Origin of the sequence: Pseudomonas sp. PDM30 (genome assembly GCF_019218985.1) — a bacterium.
Lineage (GTDB): Bacteria > Pseudomonadota > Gammaproteobacteria > Pseudomonadales > Pseudomonadaceae > Aquipseudomonas > Aquipseudomonas jessenii.
Genome location: NZ_JAHUWM010000006.1, coordinates 187,728 through 209,450 on the forward strand (window position 1 = coordinate 187,728; position 21,723 = coordinate 209,450).

General features: G+C 61.5%; 25 protein-coding genes. 12 read left to right on the forward strand and 13 right to left on the reverse strand.

The window, feature by feature from the left end; genetic code table 11:
- Positions 1-46: 46 nt before the first annotated feature.
- The 8 genes from KW840_RS16180 to KW840_RS16215 all read right to left on the reverse strand — a co-directional run bounded on the left by KW840_RS16180 (position 47) and on the right by KW840_RS16215 (position 3,954).
- Positions 47-1,048, reverse strand: a complete 1,002-nt coding sequence (locus tag KW840_RS16180) for a glycosyl transferase family protein (protein WP_057714178.1) — start codon at positions 1,046-1,048, stop codon at positions 47-49.
- Positions 1,045-1,380 carry a TusE/DsrC/DsvC family sulfur relay protein gene (locus tag KW840_RS16185; RefSeq protein ID WP_057714179.1) on the reverse strand — a complete coding sequence of 112 codons (336 nt, stop codon included), beginning with the start codon at positions 1,378-1,380 and terminating at the stop codon, positions 1,045-1,047. The genes KW840_RS16180 and KW840_RS16185 overlap by 4 nt, the downstream gene beginning before the upstream one ends.
- Entirely contained in the window at positions 1,377-1,670 is a 294-nt protein-coding gene (gene tusB, locus KW840_RS16190) for a sulfurtransferase complex subunit TusB (protein WP_218496216.1), read from the reverse strand. The genes KW840_RS16185 and tusB overlap by 4 nt, the downstream gene beginning before the upstream one ends.
- Positions 1,670-2,032, reverse strand: a complete 363-nt coding sequence (gene tusC / locus KW840_RS16195) for a sulfurtransferase complex subunit TusC (protein ID WP_218496218.1) — start codon at positions 2,030-2,032, stop codon at positions 1,670-1,672. Before tusC ends, tusB begins: the two co-directional genes overlap by 1 nt.
- A 1-nt stretch (position 2,033) precedes the next feature.
- Complete coding sequence (gene tusD, locus KW840_RS16200; RefSeq protein ID WP_218496514.1) at positions 2,034-2,426, reverse strand: sulfurtransferase complex subunit TusD; 393 nt, start codon at positions 2,424-2,426, stop codon at positions 2,034-2,036.
- Positions 2,427-2,626: 200 nt separating this feature from the next.
- The gene (locus KW840_RS16205) at positions 2,627-3,331 is read right to left on the reverse strand and encodes a YoaK family protein (protein ID WP_090456597.1); all 705 of its coding nucleotides are present in this window, start codon (positions 3,329-3,331) and stop codon (positions 2,627-2,629) included.
- Between the two features lie 25 nt (positions 3,332-3,356).
- The gene (locus KW840_RS16210; protein WP_102670523.1) at positions 3,357-3,686 is read right to left on the reverse strand and encodes a DUF6388 family protein; all 330 of its coding nucleotides are present in this window, start codon (positions 3,684-3,686) and stop codon (positions 3,357-3,359) included.
- Positions 3,687-3,705: 19 nt separating this feature from the next.
- A complete protein-coding gene (locus KW840_RS16215; protein ID WP_008015571.1) occupies positions 3,706-3,954 on the reverse strand; it encodes a hypothetical protein in 249 nt (82 codons plus the stop codon).
- Between the two features lie 148 nt (positions 3,955-4,102).
- Between KW840_RS16215 and KW840_RS16220 the strand changes: the two genes are divergently transcribed.
- Positions 4,103-4,453, forward strand: coding sequence for a hypothetical protein (locus KW840_RS16220; protein ID WP_090456593.1), 351 nt, complete (start codon positions 4,103-4,105; stop codon positions 4,451-4,453).
- Between the two features lie 134 nt (positions 4,454-4,587).
- Here the strand turns inward: KW840_RS16220 and KW840_RS16225 are convergent, their stop codons facing one another.
- Positions 4,588-5,013 carry a GNAT family N-acetyltransferase gene (locus KW840_RS16225; protein ID WP_218496220.1) on the reverse strand — a complete coding sequence of 142 codons (426 nt, stop codon included), beginning with the start codon at positions 5,011-5,013 and terminating at the stop codon, positions 4,588-4,590.
- A gap of 146 nt (positions 5,014-5,159) precedes the next feature.
- Between KW840_RS16225 and KW840_RS16230 the strand changes: the two genes are divergently transcribed.
- Together KW840_RS16230 and KW840_RS16235 are read left to right on the forward strand one after the other, a co-directional pair.
- Positions 5,160-5,597 (forward strand): hemerythrin domain-containing protein, encoded by a 438-nt coding sequence (locus tag KW840_RS16230; RefSeq protein ID WP_218496225.1) that lies wholly within the window; start codon positions 5,160-5,162, stop codon positions 5,595-5,597.
- Between the two features lie 66 nt (positions 5,598-5,663).
- On the forward strand, positions 5,664-6,257 hold the full coding sequence (locus KW840_RS16235; RefSeq protein WP_150814738.1) for an NUDIX domain-containing protein: 594 nt from the start codon (positions 5,664-5,666) through the stop codon (positions 6,255-6,257).
- Positions 6,258-6,428: 171 nt separating this feature from the next.
- Here the strand turns inward: KW840_RS16235 and KW840_RS16240 are convergent, their stop codons facing one another.
- Complete coding sequence (locus KW840_RS16240) at positions 6,429-6,944, reverse strand: methylated-DNA--[protein]-cysteine S-methyltransferase (RefSeq protein ID WP_218496227.1); 516 nt, start codon at positions 6,942-6,944, stop codon at positions 6,429-6,431.
- Between the two features lie 137 nt (positions 6,945-7,081).
- On the opposite strand from KW840_RS16240, the gene ggt reads away from it, so the two are divergent.
- Complete coding sequence (gene ggt, locus KW840_RS16245; RefSeq protein WP_218496232.1) at positions 7,082-8,809, forward strand: gamma-glutamyltransferase; 1,728 nt, start codon at positions 7,082-7,084, stop codon at positions 8,807-8,809.
- A gap of 69 nt (positions 8,810-8,878) precedes the next feature.
- Complete coding sequence (locus KW840_RS16250; RefSeq protein WP_057714191.1) at positions 8,879-9,412, forward strand: cysteine hydrolase family protein; 534 nt, start codon at positions 8,879-8,881, stop codon at positions 9,410-9,412.
- A 92-nt stretch (positions 9,413-9,504) separates the two neighbouring features.
- On the opposite strand, the gene KW840_RS16255 is transcribed toward KW840_RS16250, so the two are convergent.
- Positions 9,505-10,407 carry a LysR family transcriptional regulator gene (locus KW840_RS16255; RefSeq protein WP_218496235.1) on the reverse strand — a complete coding sequence of 301 codons (903 nt, stop codon included), beginning with the start codon at positions 10,405-10,407 and terminating at the stop codon, positions 9,505-9,507.
- 199 nt (positions 10,408-10,606) lie between these two features.
- Here KW840_RS16255 and KW840_RS16260 point away from each other — a divergent pair, with 199 nt between their 5' ends.
- The 7 genes from KW840_RS16260 (at position 10,607) to KW840_RS16290 (ending at position 20,094) form a co-directional block, all read left to right on the forward strand.
- Positions 10,607-12,106 carry a cytosine permease gene (locus KW840_RS16260; RefSeq protein ID WP_218496240.1) on the forward strand — a complete coding sequence of 500 codons (1,500 nt, stop codon included), beginning with the start codon at positions 10,607-10,609 and terminating at the stop codon, positions 12,104-12,106.
- Positions 12,103-12,942, forward strand: coding sequence for a nitrilase-related carbon-nitrogen hydrolase (locus KW840_RS16265; RefSeq protein ID WP_218496241.1), 840 nt, complete (start codon positions 12,103-12,105; stop codon positions 12,940-12,942). Before KW840_RS16260 ends, KW840_RS16265 begins: the two co-directional genes overlap by 4 nt.
- Positions 12,943-13,032: 90 nt before the next feature.
- A complete protein-coding gene (locus KW840_RS16270; RefSeq protein ID WP_057714195.1) occupies positions 13,033-14,055 on the forward strand; it encodes a helix-turn-helix transcriptional regulator in 1,023 nt (340 codons plus the stop codon).
- A gap of 148 nt (positions 14,056-14,203) precedes the next feature.
- Positions 14,204-16,054, forward strand: coding sequence for an amidohydrolase (locus KW840_RS16275; RefSeq protein ID WP_079246735.1), 1,851 nt, complete (start codon positions 14,204-14,206; stop codon positions 16,052-16,054).
- Positions 16,055-16,072: 18 nt separating this feature from the next.
- The gene (locus KW840_RS16280) at positions 16,073-17,812 is read left to right on the forward strand and encodes an amidohydrolase (protein WP_057714196.1); all 1,740 of its coding nucleotides are present in this window, start codon (positions 16,073-16,075) and stop codon (positions 17,810-17,812) included.
- Positions 17,813-17,919: 107 nt separating this feature from the next.
- Entirely contained in the window at positions 17,920-18,660 is a 741-nt protein-coding gene (locus KW840_RS16285; protein ID WP_057714197.1) for a TorF family putative porin, read from the forward strand.
- A 45-nt stretch (positions 18,661-18,705) separates the two neighbouring features.
- Entirely contained in the window at positions 18,706-20,094 is a 1,389-nt protein-coding gene (locus tag KW840_RS16290; protein WP_057714198.1) for a cytosine permease, read from the forward strand.
- Positions 20,095-20,239: 145 nt separating this feature from the next.
- On the opposite strand, the gene KW840_RS16295 is transcribed toward KW840_RS16290, so the two are convergent.
- Together KW840_RS16295 and KW840_RS16300 are read right to left on the reverse strand one after the other, a co-directional pair.
- A complete protein-coding gene (locus KW840_RS16295; RefSeq protein ID WP_057714199.1) occupies positions 20,240-20,959 on the reverse strand; it encodes a L,D-transpeptidase in 720 nt (239 codons plus the stop codon).
- Positions 20,956-21,714, reverse strand: coding sequence for a M15 family metallopeptidase (locus KW840_RS16300; protein WP_057714200.1), 759 nt, complete (start codon positions 21,712-21,714; stop codon positions 20,956-20,958). The genes KW840_RS16295 and KW840_RS16300 overlap by 4 nt, the downstream gene beginning before the upstream one ends.
- Positions 21,715-21,723 lie beyond the last annotated feature (9 nt).

The window sequence follows — 21,723 nt, forward strand, 5'->3', positions numbered from 1 at the left end:
CGATGAGTTCGAACAAAAAGCGCAAAGATCGGGCGCGAATGATCGATTAAATCGATTTGTCCCGCGCAGCCCAGTACTTTTCAGCGGTTTCGAAGGCCTGTTCGCGGGTCTGGCCGAGGCCACGCAGGGCCAAGGCCATGGTCGAGATCAGGGCCATTTGCGGGTAGCTGTCGACCACGTCGCCACGCCAGACCGCTTTCAAATGCTCAGGATCAAGCGAGGCAGGTTTGACGTGACGCTGCGCCGACAACTGCGGCCATTCCTCGTCCCAGCTCTCGCCCCCGGTGGTGCCGTACAGGTGACTGTCGGCGTCCGGGTTGATCTCGATCTCGCCGCCATCGCCCTTGATCACAATGGCGGTATCACCGAGCAATCCACTGGCGTCGCGATGCACGGCCTGATAACCCGGGTGGAAAATGCTCTGCAGGCCACAACGGGCGCCCAGTGGGTTGAGGATCCGCGCCAGCGAGTGGATCGGCGAGCGCAGGCCCAGGGTGTTGCGCAGATCGATCATGCGTTGCAGCTGTGGCGCCCAGTCCATCAATGGCATGAAGGCCAGGCCGCCGTTATCCAGCGCCGAACCCACCTGTTGCCAGTTACGGCACAACGGGATGTTCAATTCGCCCAGCAGTTGCTCGCTGTACAAGCGTCCGGCCGTGTGGGCGCCGCCGCCGTGCATGAAAATCCGCACGCCATTTTGCGCCAGGCACTTGGCCGCCAGCAGATACCACGGCAAGTGCCGCTTCTTGCCGGCATAGGTCGGCCAATCCAGATCCACTGCCATTGCCGGAGGATTCAGGCGTTCGCGCAAGGCTTCGGTGAAGCCCGCCATCTCCTCGAAACTTTCTTCCTTGTGCCGCAACAGCATCAGGAAGGCGCCGAGCTGGGTTTCCTCGACCTTTTCATCGAGCACCATGCCCATGGCTTCGCGGGCCTCGACCCGGGTCAGGTCACGGGCGCCGCGCTTGCCTTTGCCAAGGATCCTTACGAACTGGGCGAACGGATGCTCGGCGGGCGTTTCGAGTGTCAGTGCTGGGTAATCGGTCATAAGCAATTCGTCGGTTTGGGCAGGCCCGCCAGTTTCGCGGCGAGTTTGGCGGGAGTGCCTTTGAACAGTCGGTTCAGGTGCAGGCTGTTGCCTTTTTCCGGGCCGAGTTTCAGGGCGGTGTACTTGATCAACGGGCGGGTGGCCGGTGACAGCTGGAATTCGGCGTAGAAACTGCGCAGCAGTTCGAGGACTTCCCAGTGTTCGGGCGTCAACTCGATGTCTTCGGCAGCCGCCAGGGCACTGGCCACATCGGCGGACCAGTCACTCAGTTCGACCAGGAAACCGTCCTTGTCCAGTTCGATGGCGCGGGGGCCGACCGTCAATGCCTTCATAGCCAACTGTTGACCTTGTCGTAGTGAATCGACAGCTCGACGAAGGCCGGGTAATCGATGGCACTGGCCCAGTCTGGAACCGCAAGCGCACGGGCCTGGGCATCTTCGACCAGCACGAACAGCTTCAGGCCACGTGCGCTGAGCGCAGTGAACGGCGCGGTGCCTGGTTGCAACGCATAGGTGGCATCACCGGACAACAGCAACCCGTCGTTGGCGCCGATCACGCGCAGGCAACTGGTCAGGCGTTCGTCGCCGAACGGGGAATGAGACAACACATGCAAAGTCGACATCAGAGGGTGATCACCTGGTCGTAACGGTCAATGAGGGCGGTGATTTCGTGGGCGGCCAATACCTGGGCTTCTTCCAGCGACAGGCCGCTGGGGTCCAGGCCACGCCGGGTGATGCTGTCGCCGCAGGCGAACAGTTCCTCGACACCGAACATCGGCAGGGCTTGCAGGTTGGCGCTCAGGTCTTTCTGTTGCAGGGCCTTGGCGTTCTGACCGGCGGCCAGCTGGAACACGCCGTCATCGAGAAACAACAGGCCGATCGGCAGATCGAAAGCGCCCCCGGCCAGCACGATATCCAGCGCTTCCCGCGCGCCTGGGCCGGACCATGGCGACTGGCGGCTGATGATCAATATGGATTTGGCCATGTCATGCGCCTCCGAAACAGATCAGACGGTCGGCATCTTGCGCCGCGTCATGCAGTTGGCCGAGGCCGGACAATTCCCACGGTGCGCCGACGGCTACAGCCTCACGCTGATAGCGCCTGGCTTCTTCCTCGTTCAACACGCCACGACGCAGCGCGGCGGCGATGCACACCACGCCATCAAGTTGATGGTCGCTGACAAAGGCGTGCCATTGCTTGGGCAAGTCCAGTTCATCCTGGGGCGTGACCACGCTGGCGGATGCGTTGTAGACGCCGTCCTGATAGAAAAACAGCCGGACAATCTCGTGCCCGCCGGCCAGCGCGGCCTGGGCGAACAGCAGGGCTCGGCGCGAGGAGGGCGCATGGGCGGCGGAAAATACGGCGATGGCGAACTTCATGACGGACTCGATCAGCGAAACTGCCGCCATGATAATGCTTTATCGGCGGGGCGGCTAAAGTGATGTTGTCTGGGCGGGCCTCATCGCGAGCAAGCTCGCTCCCACAGTGGACGTGTGGTGGTTGCTGATTTTGTGTCCGACGCAAATCCCTTGTGGGAGCGAGCTTGCTCGCGATGAGGCCCGCATGGGTGCCGCCAAACTCAGCGCGGCATATACCCCAACTGCCAACGCCGCGGGATCTTCAACGACAGCACCCCGAGCCCGGCAGCCAGCAGGCCACTGGCAAACAACGCCTTGAGCCCAAGATGATGTTCCAGCACGGCACCGAGTACCGCGCCGGCGAACATGCCGGTCCAGGGGATCAACTGCACCCGCCAGCCGCTACGGCGCTCACCGAGCATCCAGCGGCCCAGCCCGCGGCCGAAACGCGACAGGGCACCGGTAACGTAGGTCAGGCCCACCGGCAGGCCATTCACTTCTTCCACCGCGGCGTTGAGCATGCCCATGGCGATGATCGCCGCCAGCAGGGCTGGCAGTTGCTCGTCATACGACCAGGCCGCGGCGGCGCACAGCAGGGCGGCAATGCACAGTAACAAGGGCAGGGTCCGGCGCCTGCCCAGGCGGCTGACGATAATGCCCAGCGCGTTGCCGACGATGAAGGTGGCGATGAGGATCACCAGGCGCAGGGTCAACCCAAGGTCGCCAGTACTGATGGCGACCGCCATCCGGGTGGTATTGCCGCTCATGAACGAGACGAAGTCGCCGCTGGCCATGAAACCGATGGCGTCGGTCATGCCGGCGAGTACCGAGAGCATGGCCACCAGGCTCAAGCCTATGCGCCCGCGCCATTTCTGTGTGTGCAAATGACCTGGGCTGGCGTGGGTCCTGGCGGTGTTGGGCAGCATCGGCGATGGCCTCCATGAACAGTGTTTACGGTTTTATCCCATTCAACTCGCAATATTCCAGCCAGTCCATGCCGGCCATTTCCGCCACTTCCCGGTGCACTTCAAGGCGCTGCGCTTCGTAGTCCCGGGGCGTGGCGGCAGTTAACTGCAACGTCAGTTCCCAGGCGAACAACTGCTGGCGTTCAGCTTCAGCTTCAAATGCTTCGTGCAGCCGTTCTTCGCGATACTGTGCCGCCGTTTCACCCTTGGCCTGGGCCAACAGCGGGTTGAGGTGGTCGAGTTCTTCGCGCAACTCGGGGCGCGCATCAAGAAACCGCTTCAGTGCCTGCTCATGTTGCTGCTCGGTTGCCGCCATGGTCGCTCCTTGGATGGTCTTACGAAGACTGCTTCTTACTGGCCTTGGCCGCTGCCGCCAGGCATTCGAGGGCAAACTGTTCGGTGTAGGTCATCTGGATCGGCGTGGTTTCGCCTTTGACGGTTCTTTCGCCGTCGAGGATGTAACGAATCCGCTTGTCGGTGACGCCGATTCGCTTGGCAATCCAGGAAGGCGTCTGACCGATCTGGCTGATCAGCTTGTCGGCATATTCAGTGCTCGGTTTGTAGAACTCGGCATTAGGTGTCATCAGGGTTCCAGTCATGGGTGCGATGGGGCGTTATTGGCGCGACAGGGTGCGCGAATCGTTGCGCGCTGTCGCGGTGTAAATGCAGTAAAGCAGAACGATACGGCCCGCCGGGGTGATAAAGTCCGCTTTTTCCTGATGAGTGAATGCAATGCGAATTCTGATGGTGGCGCTGGCCGTGACGTTGCTGGCCGGATGCGCAGGCTCGGCGATGAACGACGCCCGCACCAAGGCCCCGTACAAGACCCTGAACTCGGAAAAACCGGGCAAAGACGTCGCCCAGTGCGTGCAGTTTTCCTGGCAGGACGAGGCCGTGTTCGGCGTCGATGCCGCTGCCTATCTGCAACCAGGGGAGAAGGGCGGCACGACGGTTTACACCCGTTCGGCGGAGTCTTTCGTCGACGTGACCACCGATGCCTCGGGCACGGTGTTGAGCTACTACGCACAGAAGGACGATTTCGTGGCCAAGCGCCGCTTGGCGGCGTTGGCGACTTGCCTCTGATCTGACGCTGTACCCCCTGTAGGAGCGAGCTTGCTCGCGATGGTCGTCAACGAAAACGCTGGATGCCTGACACCCCGCGGCGTTCCGATTTTTTTCGCGAGCAAGCTCGCTCCTACAGGGGGGGGCGGTATGGATCAGTAGCTCAAGCGTTTCTGGAAGAAGAAGTGCTTGTGGCCCGGCGGGTAATCGGCAATGTGCCCGATCTCGGTGTAACCGCATTTCTTGTAGAACCCAGGTGCCTGGAATTCGAAGGTGTCGAGCCACAGCCCGACGCAGCGCCGTTCCCGCGCCAGGTCTTCGGCCATCTGCATCAGTTTCGAACCCAGGCCCTGTCCCCGGGCCTGTTCCGGCACCACCAGCAAGTCGATGTACAGCCACTGGTAAAACAATCGGCCATGCAGGCCGCCGAGGATCTCGTCGTTGTCGTCGCGCACCAGCAAGGCGATGTGCTCGGGCACGTTGCCTTCGGCTTTCGAGCTGTTGTACGCGCGCAAGGGTTTGAGAATGGCTTGGCGTTGTTCTTCCGTGGGGTTTTGCGACAGTTCGATACGCAGGTTCATGGCTATATCCTTATGGCAGTGAAACCGCAGCCTAGCGTGGTCGCCGCGAATGTTCCATCGGCACAAAGCAGGTGGAACCGTCACCTGCGCGCAGATGTCACTCATTAGTACGCGTCATTCCAGAGTGCGACCGATGAGGACACGCCGTGAATATTTTCGAAGCCCTGCGCGAAAGCCATGAACGCCAACGTACTTACGCCAAAGCCCTGATCCACACCAGCGGCGACAGCCCCGAACGCGTCGAGGCCTACAAACAACTCAAGTCAGAACTGCAAGCTCACGCCACGGCCGAAGAGCGGCATTTCTACATCCCGTTGATGGAGCTCGACAACGGTGTCGACCTCAGCCGTCATGGCATCGCCGAACATCACGAAATGGACGAAATGATGGAGGAACTGGACGACACCGAGATGTCCAGCCCGGCCTGGCTGGTGACCGCAAAGAAACTCTCGGAGAAAGTGCATCACCACCTCGAGGAAGAAGAGCAGAAGTTCTTCCAGATGGCCGGCAAGCTGCTCAACGACAAACAGAAAGAGTCATTGGCCGGACAATACGAGAAGGAGTACAAGGCGCAGCTTGCCTGAGGGGGCAAAGGCTGTGCGTTTTCACTTAACATGTGGACCCTCAGACAAATAACAGGACGCGTTGTCATGTCGAACACAGCCGAGCGGGTCAACATCCTTGAGTCTCAGGTATTGTCCCACGACTGGTACCTGCTCAAGAAAATCACCTTCGATTACCAACGCAACAACGGCGAGTGGCAACGCCAGGTCCGGGAGGTCTACGACCGTGGCAATGGCGCGGCGATTCTCCTGTACAACCGCGAAAAGAAAACCGTGGTACTGACCCGGCAATTTCGCCTGCCGGTATTCGTCAACGGTCACGATGGGCTGTTGATCGAAGTGGCGGCGGGGCTGCTGGAAGGCGCGGCACCTGAAGACCGCATCCGCGATGAAGCGGAGGAGGAAACAGGTTACCGCGTGCACCATGTGCAGAAGGTGTTCGAGGCGTACATGAGCCCCGGTTCGGTGACGGAAAAACTGCACTTCTTCATTGCCGAATACGACGCGAAGTCGAAAGTCAGCGACGGTGGCGGGCTGGAGGCGGAAACCGAAGAGCTGGAAGTGCTGGAGTGGACGTTCGAGGACGCGCTCGAAGCGTTTTACCGTGGCGAAATCTGCGACGCCAAGACCATCATGCTGTTGCAGTATGCGGCGATGAAAAACCTGTTCGCCCCAACCTGACCCTGTGGCGGAAGGGCTTTTGTGGCGAGGGGGCTTGCCCCCGTTCGGCTGCGAAGCAGTCGTAAAAAAACGGAGAACGCGACCTTCCTGGAATTCAGGGGTGTATGGATTTGGGACCGCTGCGCAGTCCAACGGGGGCAAGCCCCCTCGCCACAAAGATGCAGTGCGTCCCTAAAACAAATCATCCATGCGACTGGCGCCTGACCACTCGCAGCCCTCCAGGGTCAGCAACAACGCCTTCGCCTCAAGCCCACCGGCAAACCCGGTGAGCTTGCCCGACGCGCCAATCACCCGATGACAGGGCGCCACGATCGAAATCGGGTTCTTGCCATTCGCCGCACCCACCGCCCTGACCGCTGCCGGGTTACCGATCTGTTCGGCGATCTGGCTGTAGCTGCGCGTCTCGCCGAACGGGATGGTCAGCAGCGCCGCCCAGACCTTCTTCTGAAATTCCGTGCCGGCAAAATCCAGATCCAGTTCGAAGCGATCGCGGGTGCCGGAAAAATATTCGCGTAGCTGCGCAGCCGTGCGCACCAGGATCGGATTGTCCGGCGCTTCGCTCATCGGTCCCAGGCACACCCGCCCGGGTTTGTCGTTTTCCCAGAGGATGGCTGCCAGTCGTGAACCGTTCGCGACCAGCTTCAACTGGCCCACGGGGGAGGCCACGGTGGTGCAGGTATAGGTCATGCCAGGGCTCGCGCAAAATTGCTGAACAGGCGTTAAGGATACTGCCTCGGCGGGGAGGCGCAATACGTAATCCCGACCATACTTGCCTACTGCTTTCGAAACGTTCCCCCTGTTTAATAACAAGAAGAGACTGACTCATGAAGTACGAACCTTTTGCCAAATCGCTGATTGCGACCTCATTGGCGCTCAGCTGCCTGACTGCTCACGCCGCCTCCGTGGCCCCGGCTACCGGGGAAAACGGCATGGTGGTCACGGCCCAGCACCTGGCCAGCCATGTGGGCGTGGATGTGCTCAAGAACGGCGGCAATGCCGTGGATGCGGCGGTCGCGGTCGGCTATGCGCTGGCAGTGGTGTACCCCGCGGCAGGCAACCTTGGCGGCGGTGGTTTCATGACCATTCAACTGGCGGACGGGCGCAAGACCTTCCTCGACTTCCGTGAAAAAGCCCCGCTGGCCGCAACCGCCAACATGTACCTGGACAAGGAGGGCAACGTCGTTCCCGATCTGAGTACCCGTGGTCATCTGGCCGTGGGCGTGCCGGGCACCGTTTCGGGCATGGAACTGGCGCTGTCCAAGTACGGCACCAAGCCGCGCAAGGAAATCATCGCCCCGGCCATCAAACTGGCCGAAGACGGTTTCGTGCTGGAGCAGGGGGATGTCGATCTGCTGGACTACGCCACCGACATGTTCAAGAAGGACATCAAGGATTCCGGCTCGATCTTCTTGAGCAACGGCGAGCCGATGCAGGTCGGCCAGAAACTGGTGCAAAAGGACCTGAGCAAGACCTTGCGGGAGATCTCCGACAAAGGCGCCGACGGTTTCTATAAAGGCTGGGTGGCCGACGCCATCGTCACCTCCAGCCAGGCCAACAAGGGCATCATCACCCAGGCCGACCTCGACAAATACAAGACCCGTGAACTGGCGCCCATCGAGTGCGACTACCGTGGCTACCACGTGGTTTCCGCACCGCCACCGAGCTCCGGCGGCGTGGTGATCTGCGAGATCATGAACATCCTCGAAGGCTACCCGATGAAGGAACTGGGCTACCACTCGGCCCAGGGCATGCACTATCAGATCGAGGCAATGCGCCACGCCTATGTGGACCGCAACAGTTACCTGGGCGACCCGGATTTCGTGAAGAACCCGATTGCCCACCTGCTGGATAAAAACTACGCGACCAAGCTGCGCGAGGCGATCAAACCACAAAAAGCCGCGGTATCCAGTGAACTCAAGCCCGGCGTAGCGCCCCATGAAGGCAGCAACACCACCCATTACTCCATCGTCGACAAGTGGGGCAACGCAGTGTCGGTGACCTACACCCTCAACGACTGGTTCGGAGCGGGCGTGATGGCGAGCAAGACCGGGGTCATCCTCAACGATGAAATGGACGACTTCACCTCGAAGATCGGCGTACCGAACATGTACGGCCTGGTGCAGGGCGAGGCCAACGCCATCGCGCCCGGCAAAGCGCCGCTGTCATCCATGAGCCCGACCATCGTCACCAAGGACGGCAAAGTGGTGATGGTGGTCGGCACTCCGGGCGGCAGCCGCATCATCACCGCGACATTGCTGACCATGCTCAACGTGATCGACTACGGCATGAACATCCAGGAGGCGGTGGATGCGCCGCGTTTCCACCAACAGTGGCTGCCGGAGGAGACCAACCTGGAAACCTTCACCACCAGCCCGGACACGGTGAAAATCCTCGAGAGCTGGGGCCACAAGTTCGCCGGTCCCCAGGATGCCAACCACCTGGCGGCGATCCTGGTCGGCGCGCCATCCCTGGGTGGCAAACCGGTAGGCAATAACCGTTTCTATGGGGCGAACGACCCACGGCGTAACACCGGGTTGTCGCTGGGTTATTGAGGGTTGTGTCCGGAGGGGGACGGGCTTATGTTCGTCCCCTGATCCCTCGACATATCAAGGAAGGAAATCATGACCACTGCGTTGTTAATCATCGACGTCCAACAGGCTTTGTGTTCCGGGGAGTACGAGTGCTTCGAGATTGGACGGGTCATCAACACCATCAATGACCTGTCTGCCCGGGCGCGCAAGGCCGGCGTTCCGGTGGTGCTGATCCAGCATGAAGAAGCGGGCAGTCCGCTGGCGCATGACGCTGCCGGCTGGCAACTGGCGGAAGGGCTGCAAACCTCGCCAAAGGACCACCGCGTGCGCAAGACCACCGGGGATTCGTTCTATCAGACCAACCTGCAACAGTTGGTGCCGGTACAGGACTTCGAACGCCTGGTCATCTGCGGCCTGCAGACCGACTATTGCGTCAACGCCACCGTGCGCCAGGCCCTGAAGCTGGGCTACGACGTGGTGCTGGCGGCAGACGCACATTCCACCGTCGACAACGGCAACCTGACCGCCGAAGACATCATTTCCGAGCACAACAAGGACCTGGCGCACCTGACCGGTTCCGTGGCGCGGATCGACGTGGTTCCGGCCAAGGATATCCACTTCTGAAACCACCGCATTTCCCCTGTGGGAGCGAGCTTGCTCGCGATGGCGTCATTACAGCCAGCATCGGGTTGACTGACCCACCGCTCCCACAGGACCTACACCGCTCCGAAAATCTCGATCAGCTCGTTCAGGAACGCACTCACCAGGTCCCGCTGCCGCGCCGAATGCCGCACCGCCGCATGAAAGCTCACCTCATAGCGCAGCAGATCCGGGTTCAGCGGGTGCAACTGCCCCAGCTGTTCATGCCGGGTCGCGTAGTGCTGCGGCAGAAACCCCAGGTGCTGGCCAGACAGAATCAGCAGGGCCGCGCCGTCCATGCTGTCGGTGAGCACGGTCAGGCGTTCGATGGAGGTGGGGGCCGGCATTTCCGGCAACGGATGGCTCGGCCAGACCCAGTCAAACCCGCTGACATCTTCCCGGGTCAGCGCGCCAACCTGCTCGAACAGTGGATGCGAGGGCGCGCAGTAGGCAATCTGGGTTTCCGGGAACAGCGGGAAATAATCGATGCTGGGCAAGCGGTGCCAGAAGTAACCGATGGCCAGGTCGATATGGCCATTGATGATTTTTTCTTCCAGCAGCGACGACGACAGCTCGGTGAAGTGGAAGTACAGCCCCTCGTGCCGCGCCCGCAAACGGGCAATGGCCTGGCCGATTTTCCTGTTCGCCACCGGGTCGATTTGCCCTAGCAAACCGATGTTGATACTGCCCGAGACTTTGCGATTGATGTGCTGCACTTCCACCCGGAAGCCCTCGGCCGCCGCCAGCAAGCGCCGGGCTGCCTCGATGAATTGAGTACCTTTGGGCGTTACCGAAAACCCGCCACGTCCGCGTTCGCACAGGCGGAAACCGACCCGCGCTTCCAGCGTTGCCAGTTGCGCGCTGATCGTGGGTTGCGTGGTGTTGAGAGCGGTTTGTGCCGCCGAGATGCCGCCCGCTTCGACGACGGTCAGAAATACCCGGATCAGACGCAGATCCAGCTCCGTTACAGTTCCCAGCATGGGGGCTCCCGATTCTCGCTTACATAGATACCGATCTATGTGAACAGTGTGCCTGCGATATTTTACTGCCAGAACTCACGCCCTACATTGCCGTGAAACCAGCGTCATCGTCAGCTTTTTCTGGAGTTTCACCTGAACTGGACGTCGTAGCGAGCGCTGTACCCACAAAAACAACAAACAACAGCATAGGAACAATCGTATGTCAGGTTCCCCAGTGTCTGCGCACGCCACCGAGGCGAGCGGCGGGTTGGCCATCGAAGGCCACTCCATCGATTACATTCCGGAAAACGAACGTCACGCCAAACTCGGCAGCCAGGGCCCATTCTGGTTCCTCGGCAATTTCCACTTCTTCACCATCTCCATCGGCTTTGTCGGCCCGAGCCTCGGCTTGTCGGCGCTGTGGACCATGCTCGCCGGTGCCCTGGGCATCATGTTCGGCACCATTTTCATGGCGTTCCACGGCTCCCAGGGCCCGGAAATGGGCCTGCCGCAGATGATCCAGTCCCGTGCGCAGTTCGGTTATCGCGGGGTGATCCTGGCATTGATGGCGACGATGTTTGTGTTCGTCGGTTTCAACGTGGTGAACATCTCGCTGATCATGAACGGCCTTGAACATGTGTTCGGCATCGACCCGACCATCGTGGCCGTGGCCGTGGTGCTGATCGGCGCGCTGTTGTCGATCTACGGCCACGACCTGATGCACAAGGCCTTCAAGTGGGCCTTGCTGGCGACCTTGCCGCTGTACGCACTGGTGACCATCGCCCTGATGTTCGGTGCCGGTCAGGAAGGCGTCATGCCGGCGACTGATCTGGGCTTCAACTGGGTGGCCTTCGCCACGTTGTTCGCCATCGGTGCCAGCTACAACATTTCCTATGCGCCCTACGTGTCCGACTATTCCCGTTACCTGCCGAAAAACACCAGCCGGACGAAACTGATTGCGGCGGTGTTCATCGGCGCCTCGTTGTCGGGCAGCTGGATGATCGGCCTCGGTGCCTGGCTGGCGCAGCAATTGAAAGCGGCGGATGCGCTGGTGGCGTTGAATCAAGTCGGCTCGTCGATGATTCCGGGGCTGGGCAATCTGCTGGTGATCGTTTCGGTGGCGGGCTTCCTGCCGATCATCGCGCTCAACACCTACAGCGCCATGCTGACGCTGCTGACCGGCGTCGACTCGATCAAAAAAATCACCCCGACACCCCGCGCCCGTGTGCTGTCGATCAGTGTGATCAGCGTCATCCTGTTGACCTGCGTGCTGTCGATCAAAGGTGACGGCATCGCTCTGCTGAACACCTTCCTGGTGTTGCTGCTGTACTTCCTCGTGCCGTGGACCGCCGTCAACCTGGTGGACTACTTCTTCGTGCGCAAGGGCCGTTATGCGATCCCGCATTTCTTCACGCCAAAAGGCATCTACGGCGCCTGGCAATTTCGCGGCATCGTTTCGTACCTGATCGGCTTCGCCGCGATGGTGCCGTTCTTCTACATCTTCAACGCAGCGGCCAACAAGGAAGTGTTCGTTGGTCCGCTGGCGCGGATGCTTGAAGGCGTGGACATCGCCTGGCTGGTGGGTCTTGTGGTGTCGGGGCTGACCTACTACCTGCTCAGTCGCTCGATTGATCTGGCCGCCGAACGCCGGGTGATCGACGCGCTGAGCGAAAGCGACATCGTCGCCATGACCCATTTATCTGCGGAGACAGTGCGTTGAACAACGCTAAAAACACAGTGGTCGCCTGCTGCCAACTGGCACCGAAAATAGGCGACCTGGCCTACAACCGCACGCTCACCGAACGCGCGATTCGCCAGGCAGCCTTTCAGGGCGCGCAAGTCGTCGTGCTGCCCGAACTGGTGCAGAGCGGCTATCTGTTTGCCGACCGCTTTGAGGCGCTGGGCCTGGCGGAAACCGTTGATGGTTCGACCTTGCAACTGTGGCAGGCCCTGGCCCGTGAGCTGAACCTGGTGATCGTCGGCGGCTTCTGCGAGCGCCTGCCCGCTGATGAATTGGCCAACAGCGCGGCGATGATCGACGCCAACGGCCTGCGCGCGGTGTACCGCAAAGCGCATCTGTGGGATGCCGAGAAGGACATCTTCACGGCCGGCGATGCGCCACCGCCGGTGGTCGAAACGCTGCATGGACGGCTCGGCATGCTGATTTGCTACGACCTAGAGTTCCCCGAGTGGGTGCGTCTTGCGGCGTTGGCCGGGGCCGATCTGTTGTGCGCGCCGGTCAACTGGCCCGACGGTCCGCGGCCGCAGACCGAGCGCCCGGCCGAAGTGCTGCGGGTGCAGGCCAATGCCTCGGTGAACCGCATGTTCATCGCCGCCTGCGATCGCTATGGCCATGAGCGTGGAGTCGCTTGGGTCCAGGGCTCGGTCATCGTCGATGCCGACGGCTACCCGTTGGCCGGGCCGGCGGAGCAGGGTGGCGAGCAGATGTTGCTGGCCACGCTGAACCTCGCCGAGGCGCGCAACAAGCGCATCAGTGCGCGCAATGACCTGCATCAGGACCGCAGACCACAGCTGTACGGGTTGCACAGCACTTAGTAACCGATGATGTCATTGCGTGCTGGACGCTCGTCACGGGCCTATGGCATCGTCGAAACCAAAGGCCATGCAGTGAACGGGAACGCAATGATGGGGGAGGGAAATAAAGTCGAGGGCGACGCAACGATGGTCACGCTCAAGGCGTTCAATCATTGCGTATTGCACCTGGGCCGGCTGGCGCGGGAGAGCGGGGCGTCGCGGTTCATCGCCGATGGCCTGCAGGCATTCGGTCAGCTGGTGCCCTTCGCATCTGCCTGGTGGGGCGAAATGTCTGCACCAGGTCCTGAGGTGCCCATGCAAAGCTGGATGCATGGCAGCATCAATCTTCCTGAATCCTTTGCCGCCGAATGGCATCCGGTGGCGGCCAACGATCAATTCTCCTACGCCACGCTCAATCGTCCCGGTGAGGTGGTATGCGACACGGGTTTCAACGACCCTTGCGAGGCGGTCAATGATTTCGCCCGGCGCTTCGACCTCTATCACTTGATGAGCATCACCTACGAATTGCCCGAAAGCGGCCTGATGTTTTTCGTCTGCCTCTACCGGGGGCAGGATGAACAGGCGTTCGAGGAGAACGAAGCCGAGCTGTTTTTGGCGTTCTGCGATCACCTGTTCCAGCTGTGGCGGTTTCAGGTGCAGGACATGATTCGCTTCGACAGCGAAAACGGCGCGAGTGATTTTGGCGTCGCGCGCATGGACGGCAGTCTGCTCTATGTGGGGGCCAGGTTGTGCGTCGCCATCCAGCGCGAACTGCCCGGATGGAGCGGTTCCACGCTGCCACCGGAGGTAATCGCGCAATTGTCCAAAGCCCCCTGCGTGATTCGTCTGGGCCGCTGCGCCCTGACCCTGAGCCCCAACGCCGAACACGTCATCCTGTCCCTCGAAGCACCGTCGGGCGGGGACGGCCTGGCACCTCGGGAGCGCACGGCGGCGATGCTGTTCGCCGCGGGCCACTCCTACAAGGAAATCGCCAGAATGCTCGCCCTGAGCCCCGCGACCGTGCGCACCTATTTGCGTAACTGCTACTTGCAGCTCGGTGTGAAAAGCAAGGTGGAACTGGGCTCCGTCCTGCGTTCACCGGGTGCGCTGACGGAGTCCGTGCGCCGGGACTGATCCCCGCCGTTTCAATTATTTGCCTTACCCCTCCTCATTTGCAGAGGTCCATTCGCGCGCCGCGCCCTATAGGGTAGGCCCTGTCTATACAAGGGCTTGCGCAGTCGCTTCGGGCCGCTTCAAAACAATAAGAACAGGGGTGAGGCATTTGAGACTTTCCAGGTTGTTCATCGCCGTTGCATCGACAACGGCGTTTTCCTGCGTGGCGTTGGGCGCGGCGCCCGCCGACACGGTCATGCGCAATGGCTACGTCTACACCGTCGATGGCCAGAATTCCGTGCAGCAGGCCATCGCCATTTCAGGTGGCAAGATCGTCTACGTCGGCAGCGATGCCGGGGTCGACGGCTACATCGGCAAGCAGACACAACTGATCGACCTGGCCGGACGCATGCTGATGCCGGGCTTCGTCGATGCACACATGCACCCCGGGGATGGCGGTCGAGCCATGACCTTGTGCGACCTGAAATACCAGACTATGACCCGCGCGCAGTTTCAGGCAAGCATTCAGGCCTGCCTCGATGCCGAAAAGGACAAGGGCCCGGACGTCTGGCTCGAAGTGGGCAGCTGGGACCGCATGGGCATGACCGGGCTCGACGGCGATGCCGACAAATCGACCCTGGACGCGCTCAAGACCCAGCGTCCGATCCAGGTGCGCTCCACCGATTTCCACACCGTGCTGACCAACTCCCGCGGCCTGGAACTGGCCGGGATCAACAAGAACACCGCCGACCCCGAGGACGGCAAATACCGACGCGACAGCGCCGGCAACCCGAACGGTATTTGTGAAGACGGCGCCGCCGAATCGTTGGCCGCCGTGGTGCCGCCGGCGACCGACGCGGAAAAACTCAATCAGATGCGAGCAGCCCTCGACGCCATGCGCCAGCAAGGCATCACCAGTTTCTTCGATGCGCTGGCGGGGCCGGAAAACGGCAAGGCCTTCACCCGCCTGCAACAGTCCGGCGAACTGACCGCCCGGGCCTTGCTGGCGATCAAGCTGGACCCGGCCGCCGCGGCCGCCGACCCGGTGAAAACCATCGCCGAGGCCAAGGCCCTGGCCAGCACCTACGACCAGGGCGACGTGAAGGTCGCGCCGGGCGTGAGCATGCGCCACGTCAAACTGTTCTTGGACGGCATCATCAATGCCCCGGCGGACACCGGCGCCATGTTGACCCCGTACCTGCACAACAGCGGCACCGACAAGGCGCCGCAGTGGACGCCGGGCAAGAACCTGGGCGAGCTGTACTTCCCGCCGCAGGTGCTCAATCCGCTGGTGCTGCAAGCGGTCAAGGCCGGTCTCGATCCGCACCTGCACGCCACCGGCGAGCGTGCGGTGCGCGATGCACTGGACAGCGTTGCCTACGTGCGTCAGCAACTGCCCGGTCAAGACTTCCGCCCGGCCATCGCTCACGCCGAGTCAGTCGACCCTGCCGATTACGCACGTTTCAAGGCTCTGGACGTCACGGCCACCATGTCGTTCCAGTGGGCGCAGCAGGCCCCGTCCACGGTCGACGGTACCAGCGATCACCTCGGTGCCGCGCGATTTGCGCGCATGGAACCCTCGGGCAGCATCGCCCATGCCGGCGGTCGCGTGGCCTTTGGCAGCGATTGGCCGGTCGATCCGCTGGATGAATTCCTTGCGCTGAAAGTCGGTGTCACCCGTTCCGGCGACCCGAGCAATCCGCACAGCTATGGCCCCAAATATGCCGGGCGACTCAACGCCGATCCGGCGCTGTCGCGAGCCGAGGTGCTGCGCAGCATCACCCTCAGTTCCGCCGAACAGCTGAAGCTGGACGCGGTGCTGGGCTCGGTCGAAGTCGGCAAGTTCGCTGACCTGATCGTGCTCGACAAGAACTTCATGCAGGTGCCCGAGGAGGAACTGGGCCGCAATGACGTGCTGCTGACGTTGGTTGGCGGCAAGGTCGTGTGGGCCAAGGCGCCGTTCCTGGGACTGGCGCCACAGGTTGTTTCCCAAGTTGTCACTTCTCGATCCGTCCAATAAAAACTAGAGAGCGTTCCGATGCGATTTATTCCAAACCTGTTGGCCGCCGCGCTGGCATTGTCCTCGGTACAAGCGATGGCCGCCGCTGACCTGGTGTTGTTCAACGGCAAGGTCTTTACCGCCGAACCCGGCCAGGCGCTGGTGCAGGCTGTTGCGGTGCAAGACGGCAAGATTCTGAAAGTGGGCAGCGATGCCGAAATCAATGCCCTGGCCGATACCAAGACCCAGCGCATCGACTTGGCGGGCAAAGTGTTGATGCCGGGCATGATCGACACCCACAGCCACCCGGTGGTGGGCGCTTTCGACAGCATGAAAGCCAACCTGCTGGACGAGGTCAAACCCTTGCCGGAACTGGAGCAATGGTTGATCGAGGAAGACAAGGCTGGACGCGCACGCGCCGGCGATGTGATCAGCGTGGCCGGGGTCAGTTCGGCTTACTGGGAGAAAAGCCGTGAACTGGGCAAGGTGTTCAACCAGGGACGCTGGGCGGATCAACCGATTGTCTTCAGTGGCATCGACGGGCACACCGGTTGGGCCAACAACGCGATGCTCAAACGCCTGGACATCGACACGGCGCTGGTCAAGAGCCTGCCGGAAAAGGAACGCGGTTACATCGGCCATGAAGCGGACTTCACTCCTAACGGCTACTTTGCCGAATCCCGCTGGGACGTGGTGCGCAACGGGATTCCGGCGCCCACCCCGGAGGCCATGCTCAAGGCCGCTCGCGAGGCGGTGAAGATCAACAATCAATTCGGCGTCACCGCCTGGATGGACGCGGCGGCGAACGGCGGCAGTGAGGATTCGCTGTTCGATTTCCATGCCACCGCCGAAAGTGTCGGCGTGCTGCCGCTGTACAAGGAACTGGCGCAGAACGGCGAACTCAGTGCCCACGTCGCCGCGTTGATGGTCACCAACCCGAAGAGCAAACCCGCCGACCTGGAGGTGATCGCCACGGTAATGAAACAGTTCGAGGGCGTGCCTAACCTGACGTTCCCCGGCGTCAAGGTGTTTGTCGACGGCATTCTCGAATTCCCGGGGCAAACAGCGGCGGTCGTCGTGCCGTACAAGAACAGCCACAAGGACGGTCAGCTGCTGACCGACCCGGCGCACTTTGGCGAACTGGTGGTGGCAGCGGAAAAACGCGGCTGGATCGTGCACATGCATGCCGTCGGCGACCGCGCGGTGCGTGAAGCGCTCAATGGCGTGGCGTATGCGCGCAAACTCAGCCCGACACCTGTGCCCCACAGCATCGCGCACCTGCAACTGGTCAACCCCAAGGAGTTTGCGCGCTTCAAGCAACTGGGCGTGATTGCCTCGATGCAACTGCTGTGGGCCACCGGCGAGTCCTACACCGTCGAACTGGTCAAACCTTACATCAGCGCCTTTGCCTACGGTTACCAGTATCCCGCGCGGTCCTTGCATAACGCCGGCGCGACGATTGCCGGTGGCAGCGACTGGCCGGTGTCGAGCGCCAATCCGTTCAATGCCATTGCCCAGGCCAGCACGCGCAAAGGTCCGTTGGGCGTACTCAATGCCAAGGAAAGCATCGACCGCCAGACCATGTTCTACGCCTACACCATCAACGCGGCGAAAACCCTGCGCCTGGATCAGCAGATCGGTTCGCTGGCTCCGGGCAAGCAGGCCGACCTGATCATCCTCGACCGCGACGTGTTCAAGGTCAGCGATGACGACCTGTTCGAAACCAAAGTCCTGAACACCTTCTTCGCCGGCAAACAGGTCTACGCCCCCGCGTCCTGACCTGCGTACACCCAGCACACGCAAAAAACCGCCAGCCCCTCGTAGCGCGAGGGGCCTGGCATCGCCATGCCTGAAATTCCCGTACGCCATAACAACAAGAGAATTGTATGAACGCACTTTCAGCATTGACCCTCGCGACACTGGCATTGATCCCCCTGACCAGCCAGGCCCTGACCCTCAACGATGATTTCAGCCTGGACATGACCCTGGGCGTCGTCAGCGATTACCGCACCCGGGGCATCTCGCAGACCTTGGGCGATCCGGCAGTGCAGGGCGGCGCAACGCTGTTGCACAGCAGCGGCCTGTACATCGGAGCCTGGACCTCCAACGTCGATTTCGGCGGCGGCTTCGATACCCGCCAGGAGCTTGAGTACTACGCCGGTTATTACTGGCAGGCGACGGATGCCATCAGCCTGGATCTGGGCTACATCAAGTACGACTACCCGAAAAATTCCGACTTCAACCTCAGCGAGGTCTACGCCGTCCTCGACCTGTACGGCGTGAAGCTGGGTGCCTATTACTCCAAGGACACGCCGAACTTCTTCGGCGAGGACCAGGACACCCTTTACACCTACCTGGGCTACAAAATCGAATTGCCGGCCGAAGTCGGCCTGGACCTGCGCTTTGGGCGCAACGATGTGAATGACCCCGCGTTCTGGTCCGCCAATGGCGATAGCCGTGAGTCTTACTACGAGTGGGAAGCCAAGCTGACCCGCGACTTCGTCGGCGTCACCTGGGGCCTGAGCTATATCGACACGGACTTGTCGAAAAGCGAGTGCGCCAGTTGGTACGGCTATGACGACCTGTGCTCGGCCACGGTCGTTGCCAGTGCCACCAAGACCTTCTAAGTTCAGCCCCGACAACAAAAACAGTTCCTCAAAGGAAACACCCTCATGAGTGCGCAACGCAGTCCCCTGATCGAGACCCGCTCGATCGATTTCATTCCCGAGGCTGAGCGACACGGCAGTCTCTATAGCCAGTTCACCCTGTGGCTCGGCGCCAACCTGCAGATCACCGCCATCGTCACCGGCGCCCTGGCCGTGGTGCTGGGCGGCGATGTGTTCTGGTCGCTGATCGGCCTGTTGATCGGGCAAGTGTTGGGCGGTGCCGTGGTGGCGCTGCACGCGGCGCAGGGGCCGAAGCTCGGGCTGCCGCAGATGATCTCCAGCCGAGTGCAGTTCGGGGTGTATGGCGCGGCGATCCCGATTGTCCTGGTGTGCCTGATGTACCTGGGGTTCAGCGCCACCGGCGCGGTGCTGTCGGGGCAGGCGATCGCGCAGTTGATCAGTGTCAGCGACAGCACCGGCATCCTGATTTTCGCCGCCTGCATCGCGTTCCTGACGATCTTCGGTTATCGGGTGATTCACCTGGTCGGGCGGGTGGCCAGCGTGCTGGGCATCATCGCGTTCGCCTACCTGTTCACCCGGTTGATGACCCTCAACGACATCGGCCTGCTGCTCGACAATCGTCATTTTGGCTGGAGCACCTTCCTGCTGGCGGTGTCGCTCTCGGCATCCTGGCAGATCGCCTTCGGCCCCTACGTGGCGGACTACTCACGTTACCTGCCGAGCAAGACCTCATCGTGGAAAACCTTCGCCGCCGTGGGCCTCGGCACCGTGCTGGGGGCTCAGACTTCGATGGTGTTGGGGGTGTTCGCCGCCGCACTGGCCGGGGCGAATTTCCGTGGGCACGAAGTGGCGACCATTGTCGGCCTGGGCAGTAGCGGTGTGATCGCGTCCTTGCTGTACCTGAGCATTGTGTTCGGCAAGGTCACGGTGTCCACCCTCAACGCTTATGGCAGTTTCATGTGCATCGCCACCATCATCAGCGGCTTTCGTCGTCGCCTGGAAATCACCGCCCGCCAGCGCATGCTGTTTGTGCTGCTGATCGTCGCGGCGTCCACCGCGCTGGCATTGCTGGGGCAGTACTCGTTCCTCAACTCGTTCAAGTACTTCATCCTGTTTTTGCTGACGTTCTTCACCCCGTGGAGTGCGATCAACCTGGTGGATTACTACTTCATCAACAAGGAACGTTACGACATCCCGGCACTGTCCGACCCGGCAGGGCGCTACGGTCGCTGGAACGTGCTGGGGATCAGCGTGTACGTGATCGGCGTATTGATCCAGTTGCCCTTTGTCGACACCCATTTCTACTCCGGGCCGATGGTTGCGCAGCTGGGCGGCGTGGATATTTCCTGGATCGTCGGGCTGCTGGTGCCGGGTGTGATCTATTACGCGCTGGCCAAGCCGTCGATGAGTGGCGTGGTGGTTGAGCGGGGTTAATTCCCGCATTTGTGGCGAGAGGGCTTTTGTGGCGAGGGGGCTTGCCCCCGTTGGACTGCGTAGCAGTCCCTTTTTTGGGTGCACTTCGTGCCCCAACGGGGCGATGCGGCGTTCCGACAAGCCCCCTCGCCACAGGGTTCAGCGTTTACTCGCGTTCGGGAAGTTCCCAGCGCAGGCGCAACTGTTCGTACTGCGCTTCGGGCAGTTGCACCAGCATCGGGGATTTTCCCGGGTCCAGCCAGTTGAGCAACCGCGCGATATCCACCGGGGCCATGGCGGTGCAGCCGCGAGTCGGTGCGGTGGGTCCGCGCCAGATGTGGAAGAAAATGCATGATCCGGCAGCGGGAGTGGCCAGGGTGTTGTGCCGGATGAAAATGCCCTGGCGATACAAGTCATCGCTGCGGCGCATGCGTTCGGAACTGTTCCAGTCTCTTGCAATGACCGAGCTGTCGACCAGCTCGTTGTAGCGAGCCGACTGGCTGTCGTCCACGCATTCGATGGTCGCTGTCAGCGCCAGGTAGGGCAGGCGGGTATTGGCCGAAGGCTCGTAGCCAAACGCCGTGCCCAGGCTGAACATCCCGGCCGGCGCCTTGCCGTCGCCTTCCTTTTTGATCGGCCCTTCAGGTCGCCCGGGGTTGAGTTGGCCCTTGCCCCAGCCCATGCCATTCTTGCCGAGCACCACTGTAAAGGGCGCTTCGAATTTCTGGAAGGTCTGCCCGTGCCGTTCATAGCGCTGGGCAGTACCCTGGATGTCATCCCAGCCTTTACTGGTGACCACGATCAGTTGGTCACTGCCGTCGAGTCCCTGGGCCATGGCGGCCAGCGGAAAAAACACCACCAACAGGGTCTTGAGGAGAGTGTTCATGGTGCGAGCGGCGTGATGGGGAAGTTCATGACGTCCGGCTTCGGCGGATTCCCGCTGTACGTGAAGTGCCACCACTCGGCCGAATAACCCACAAAGCCTTCCTTGGCCATGGCACTGGTCAGCCGCTGGCGATTGGCCTTGGCCGTGGCGTTGATCAGCGCCGAGTCGGTGTGCGCCCGCTCATCGAAGCAATCGAAACCGGTGCCCATGTCGAGGGCTCCATCGCGCCAGCGCTGGCCATAAGGGGCGGTGCAATCCACGGGCGCGGCCGAAGGTGTCCAGGTGTCGGCGGGAAGGGCGTCGGGGCCGGTCAGGGTCAGGTCGACGGTGTTGCCTCGGGAGTGATTGGACACCCGGGCCACATAACCCAGGCGCCAGAAGTCCTGCTTGTCGACCCGTGGATAGAACTCGGTCTTGAGCGGGTCGCCGGGTTCGCTGGCGAAGCGTCCCATGTCCGCCACCGCGCGGGTCGGGCGATAGCAGTCGAATACCTTCAAGCCGTAGCCTTCGGCTTTCAGTGAGTTTTGCACTCGGGTTAACGCCTTCGCCGCATCCTGCGACAGCAGGCACTCCGCCGCCTGGTAGCCGTCGAGCGGGTGCCCGGTGAAGTTGTGCGCGCTGGCGTAGCGGATGTCCTGCGAGATGCCCGGGTCGACGCTGCGCACATACACCATGTGTCCGGGTTTCGACTCGTCGGCCATGCACGGCGTGGCAAGGCTCAGGCACAGCAACAACAGACAGGGTGAACGCGACATCGGGAACGG

Excerpts from the sequence above, each read along its gene's own strand:
- KW840_RS16260 (WP_218496240.1), top strand. The coding sequence starts at position 10,607 with ATGTCAGGTTCCCCAGTGTCTGCGCACGCCACCGAGGCGAGCGGCGGG.
- KW840_RS16300 (WP_057714200.1), bottom strand. The coding sequence starts at position 21,714 with ATGTCGCGTTCACCCTGTCTGTTGTTGCTGTGCCTGAGCCTTGCCACG.
- tusC (WP_218496218.1), bottom strand. The coding sequence starts at position 2,032 with ATGGCCAAATCCATATTGATCATCAGCCGCCAGTCGCCATGGTCCGGC.
- ggt (WP_218496232.1), top strand. The coding sequence starts at position 7,082 with ATGAAGTACGAACCTTTTGCCAAATCGCTGATTGCGACCTCATTGGCG.
- KW840_RS16250 (WP_057714191.1), top strand. The coding sequence starts at position 8,879 with ATGACCACTGCGTTGTTAATCATCGACGTCCAACAGGCTTTGTGTTCC.
- KW840_RS16225 (WP_218496220.1), bottom strand. The coding sequence starts at position 5,013 with ATGAACCTGCGTATCGAACTGTCGCAAAACCCCACGGAAGAACAACGC.
- KW840_RS16215 (WP_008015571.1), bottom strand. The coding sequence starts at position 3,954 with ATGACACCTAATGCCGAGTTCTACAAACCGAGCACTGAATATGCCGAC.
- KW840_RS16210 (WP_102670523.1), bottom strand. The coding sequence starts at position 3,686 with ATGGCGGCAACCGAGCAGCAACATGAGCAGGCACTGAAGCGGTTTCTT.
- KW840_RS16285 (WP_057714197.1), top strand. The coding sequence starts at position 17,920 with ATGAACGCACTTTCAGCATTGACCCTCGCGACACTGGCATTGATCCCC.
- KW840_RS16235 (WP_150814738.1), top strand. The coding sequence starts at position 5,664 with ATGTCGAACACAGCCGAGCGGGTCAACATCCTTGAGTCTCAGGTATTG.
- KW840_RS16220 (WP_090456593.1), top strand. The coding sequence starts at position 4,103 with ATGCGAATTCTGATGGTGGCGCTGGCCGTGACGTTGCTGGCCGGATGC.
- KW840_RS16295 (WP_057714199.1), bottom strand. The coding sequence starts at position 20,959 with ATGAACACTCTCCTCAAGACCCTGTTGGTGGTGTTTTTTCCGCTGGCC.
- KW840_RS16280 (WP_057714196.1), top strand. The coding sequence starts at position 16,073 with ATGCGATTTATTCCAAACCTGTTGGCCGCCGCGCTGGCATTGTCCTCG.
- KW840_RS16240 (WP_218496227.1), bottom strand. The coding sequence starts at position 6,944 with ATGACCTATACCTGCACCACCGTGGCCTCCCCCGTGGGCCAGTTGAAG.
- KW840_RS16255 (WP_218496235.1), bottom strand. The coding sequence starts at position 10,407 with ATGCTGGGAACTGTAACGGAGCTGGATCTGCGTCTGATCCGGGTATTT.
- KW840_RS16185 (WP_057714179.1), bottom strand. The coding sequence starts at position 1,380 with ATGAAGGCATTGACGGTCGGCCCCCGCGCCATCGAACTGGACAAGGAC.
- KW840_RS16180 (WP_057714178.1), bottom strand. The coding sequence starts at position 1,048 with ATGACCGATTACCCAGCACTGACACTCGAAACGCCCGCCGAGCATCCG.
- tusB (WP_218496216.1), bottom strand. The coding sequence starts at position 1,670 with ATGTCGACTTTGCATGTGTTGTCTCATTCCCCGTTCGGCGACGAACGC.
- KW840_RS16290 (WP_057714198.1), top strand. The coding sequence starts at position 18,706 with ATGAGTGCGCAACGCAGTCCCCTGATCGAGACCCGCTCGATCGATTTC.
- tusD (WP_218496514.1), bottom strand. The coding sequence starts at position 2,426 with ATGAAGTTCGCCATCGCCGTATTTTCCGCCGCCCATGCGCCCTCCTCG.
- KW840_RS16205 (WP_090456597.1), bottom strand. The coding sequence starts at position 3,331 with ATGCTGCCCAACACCGCCAGGACCCACGCCAGCCCAGGTCATTTGCAC.
- KW840_RS16270 (WP_057714195.1), top strand. The coding sequence starts at position 13,033 with ATGGGGGAGGGAAATAAAGTCGAGGGCGACGCAACGATGGTCACGCTC.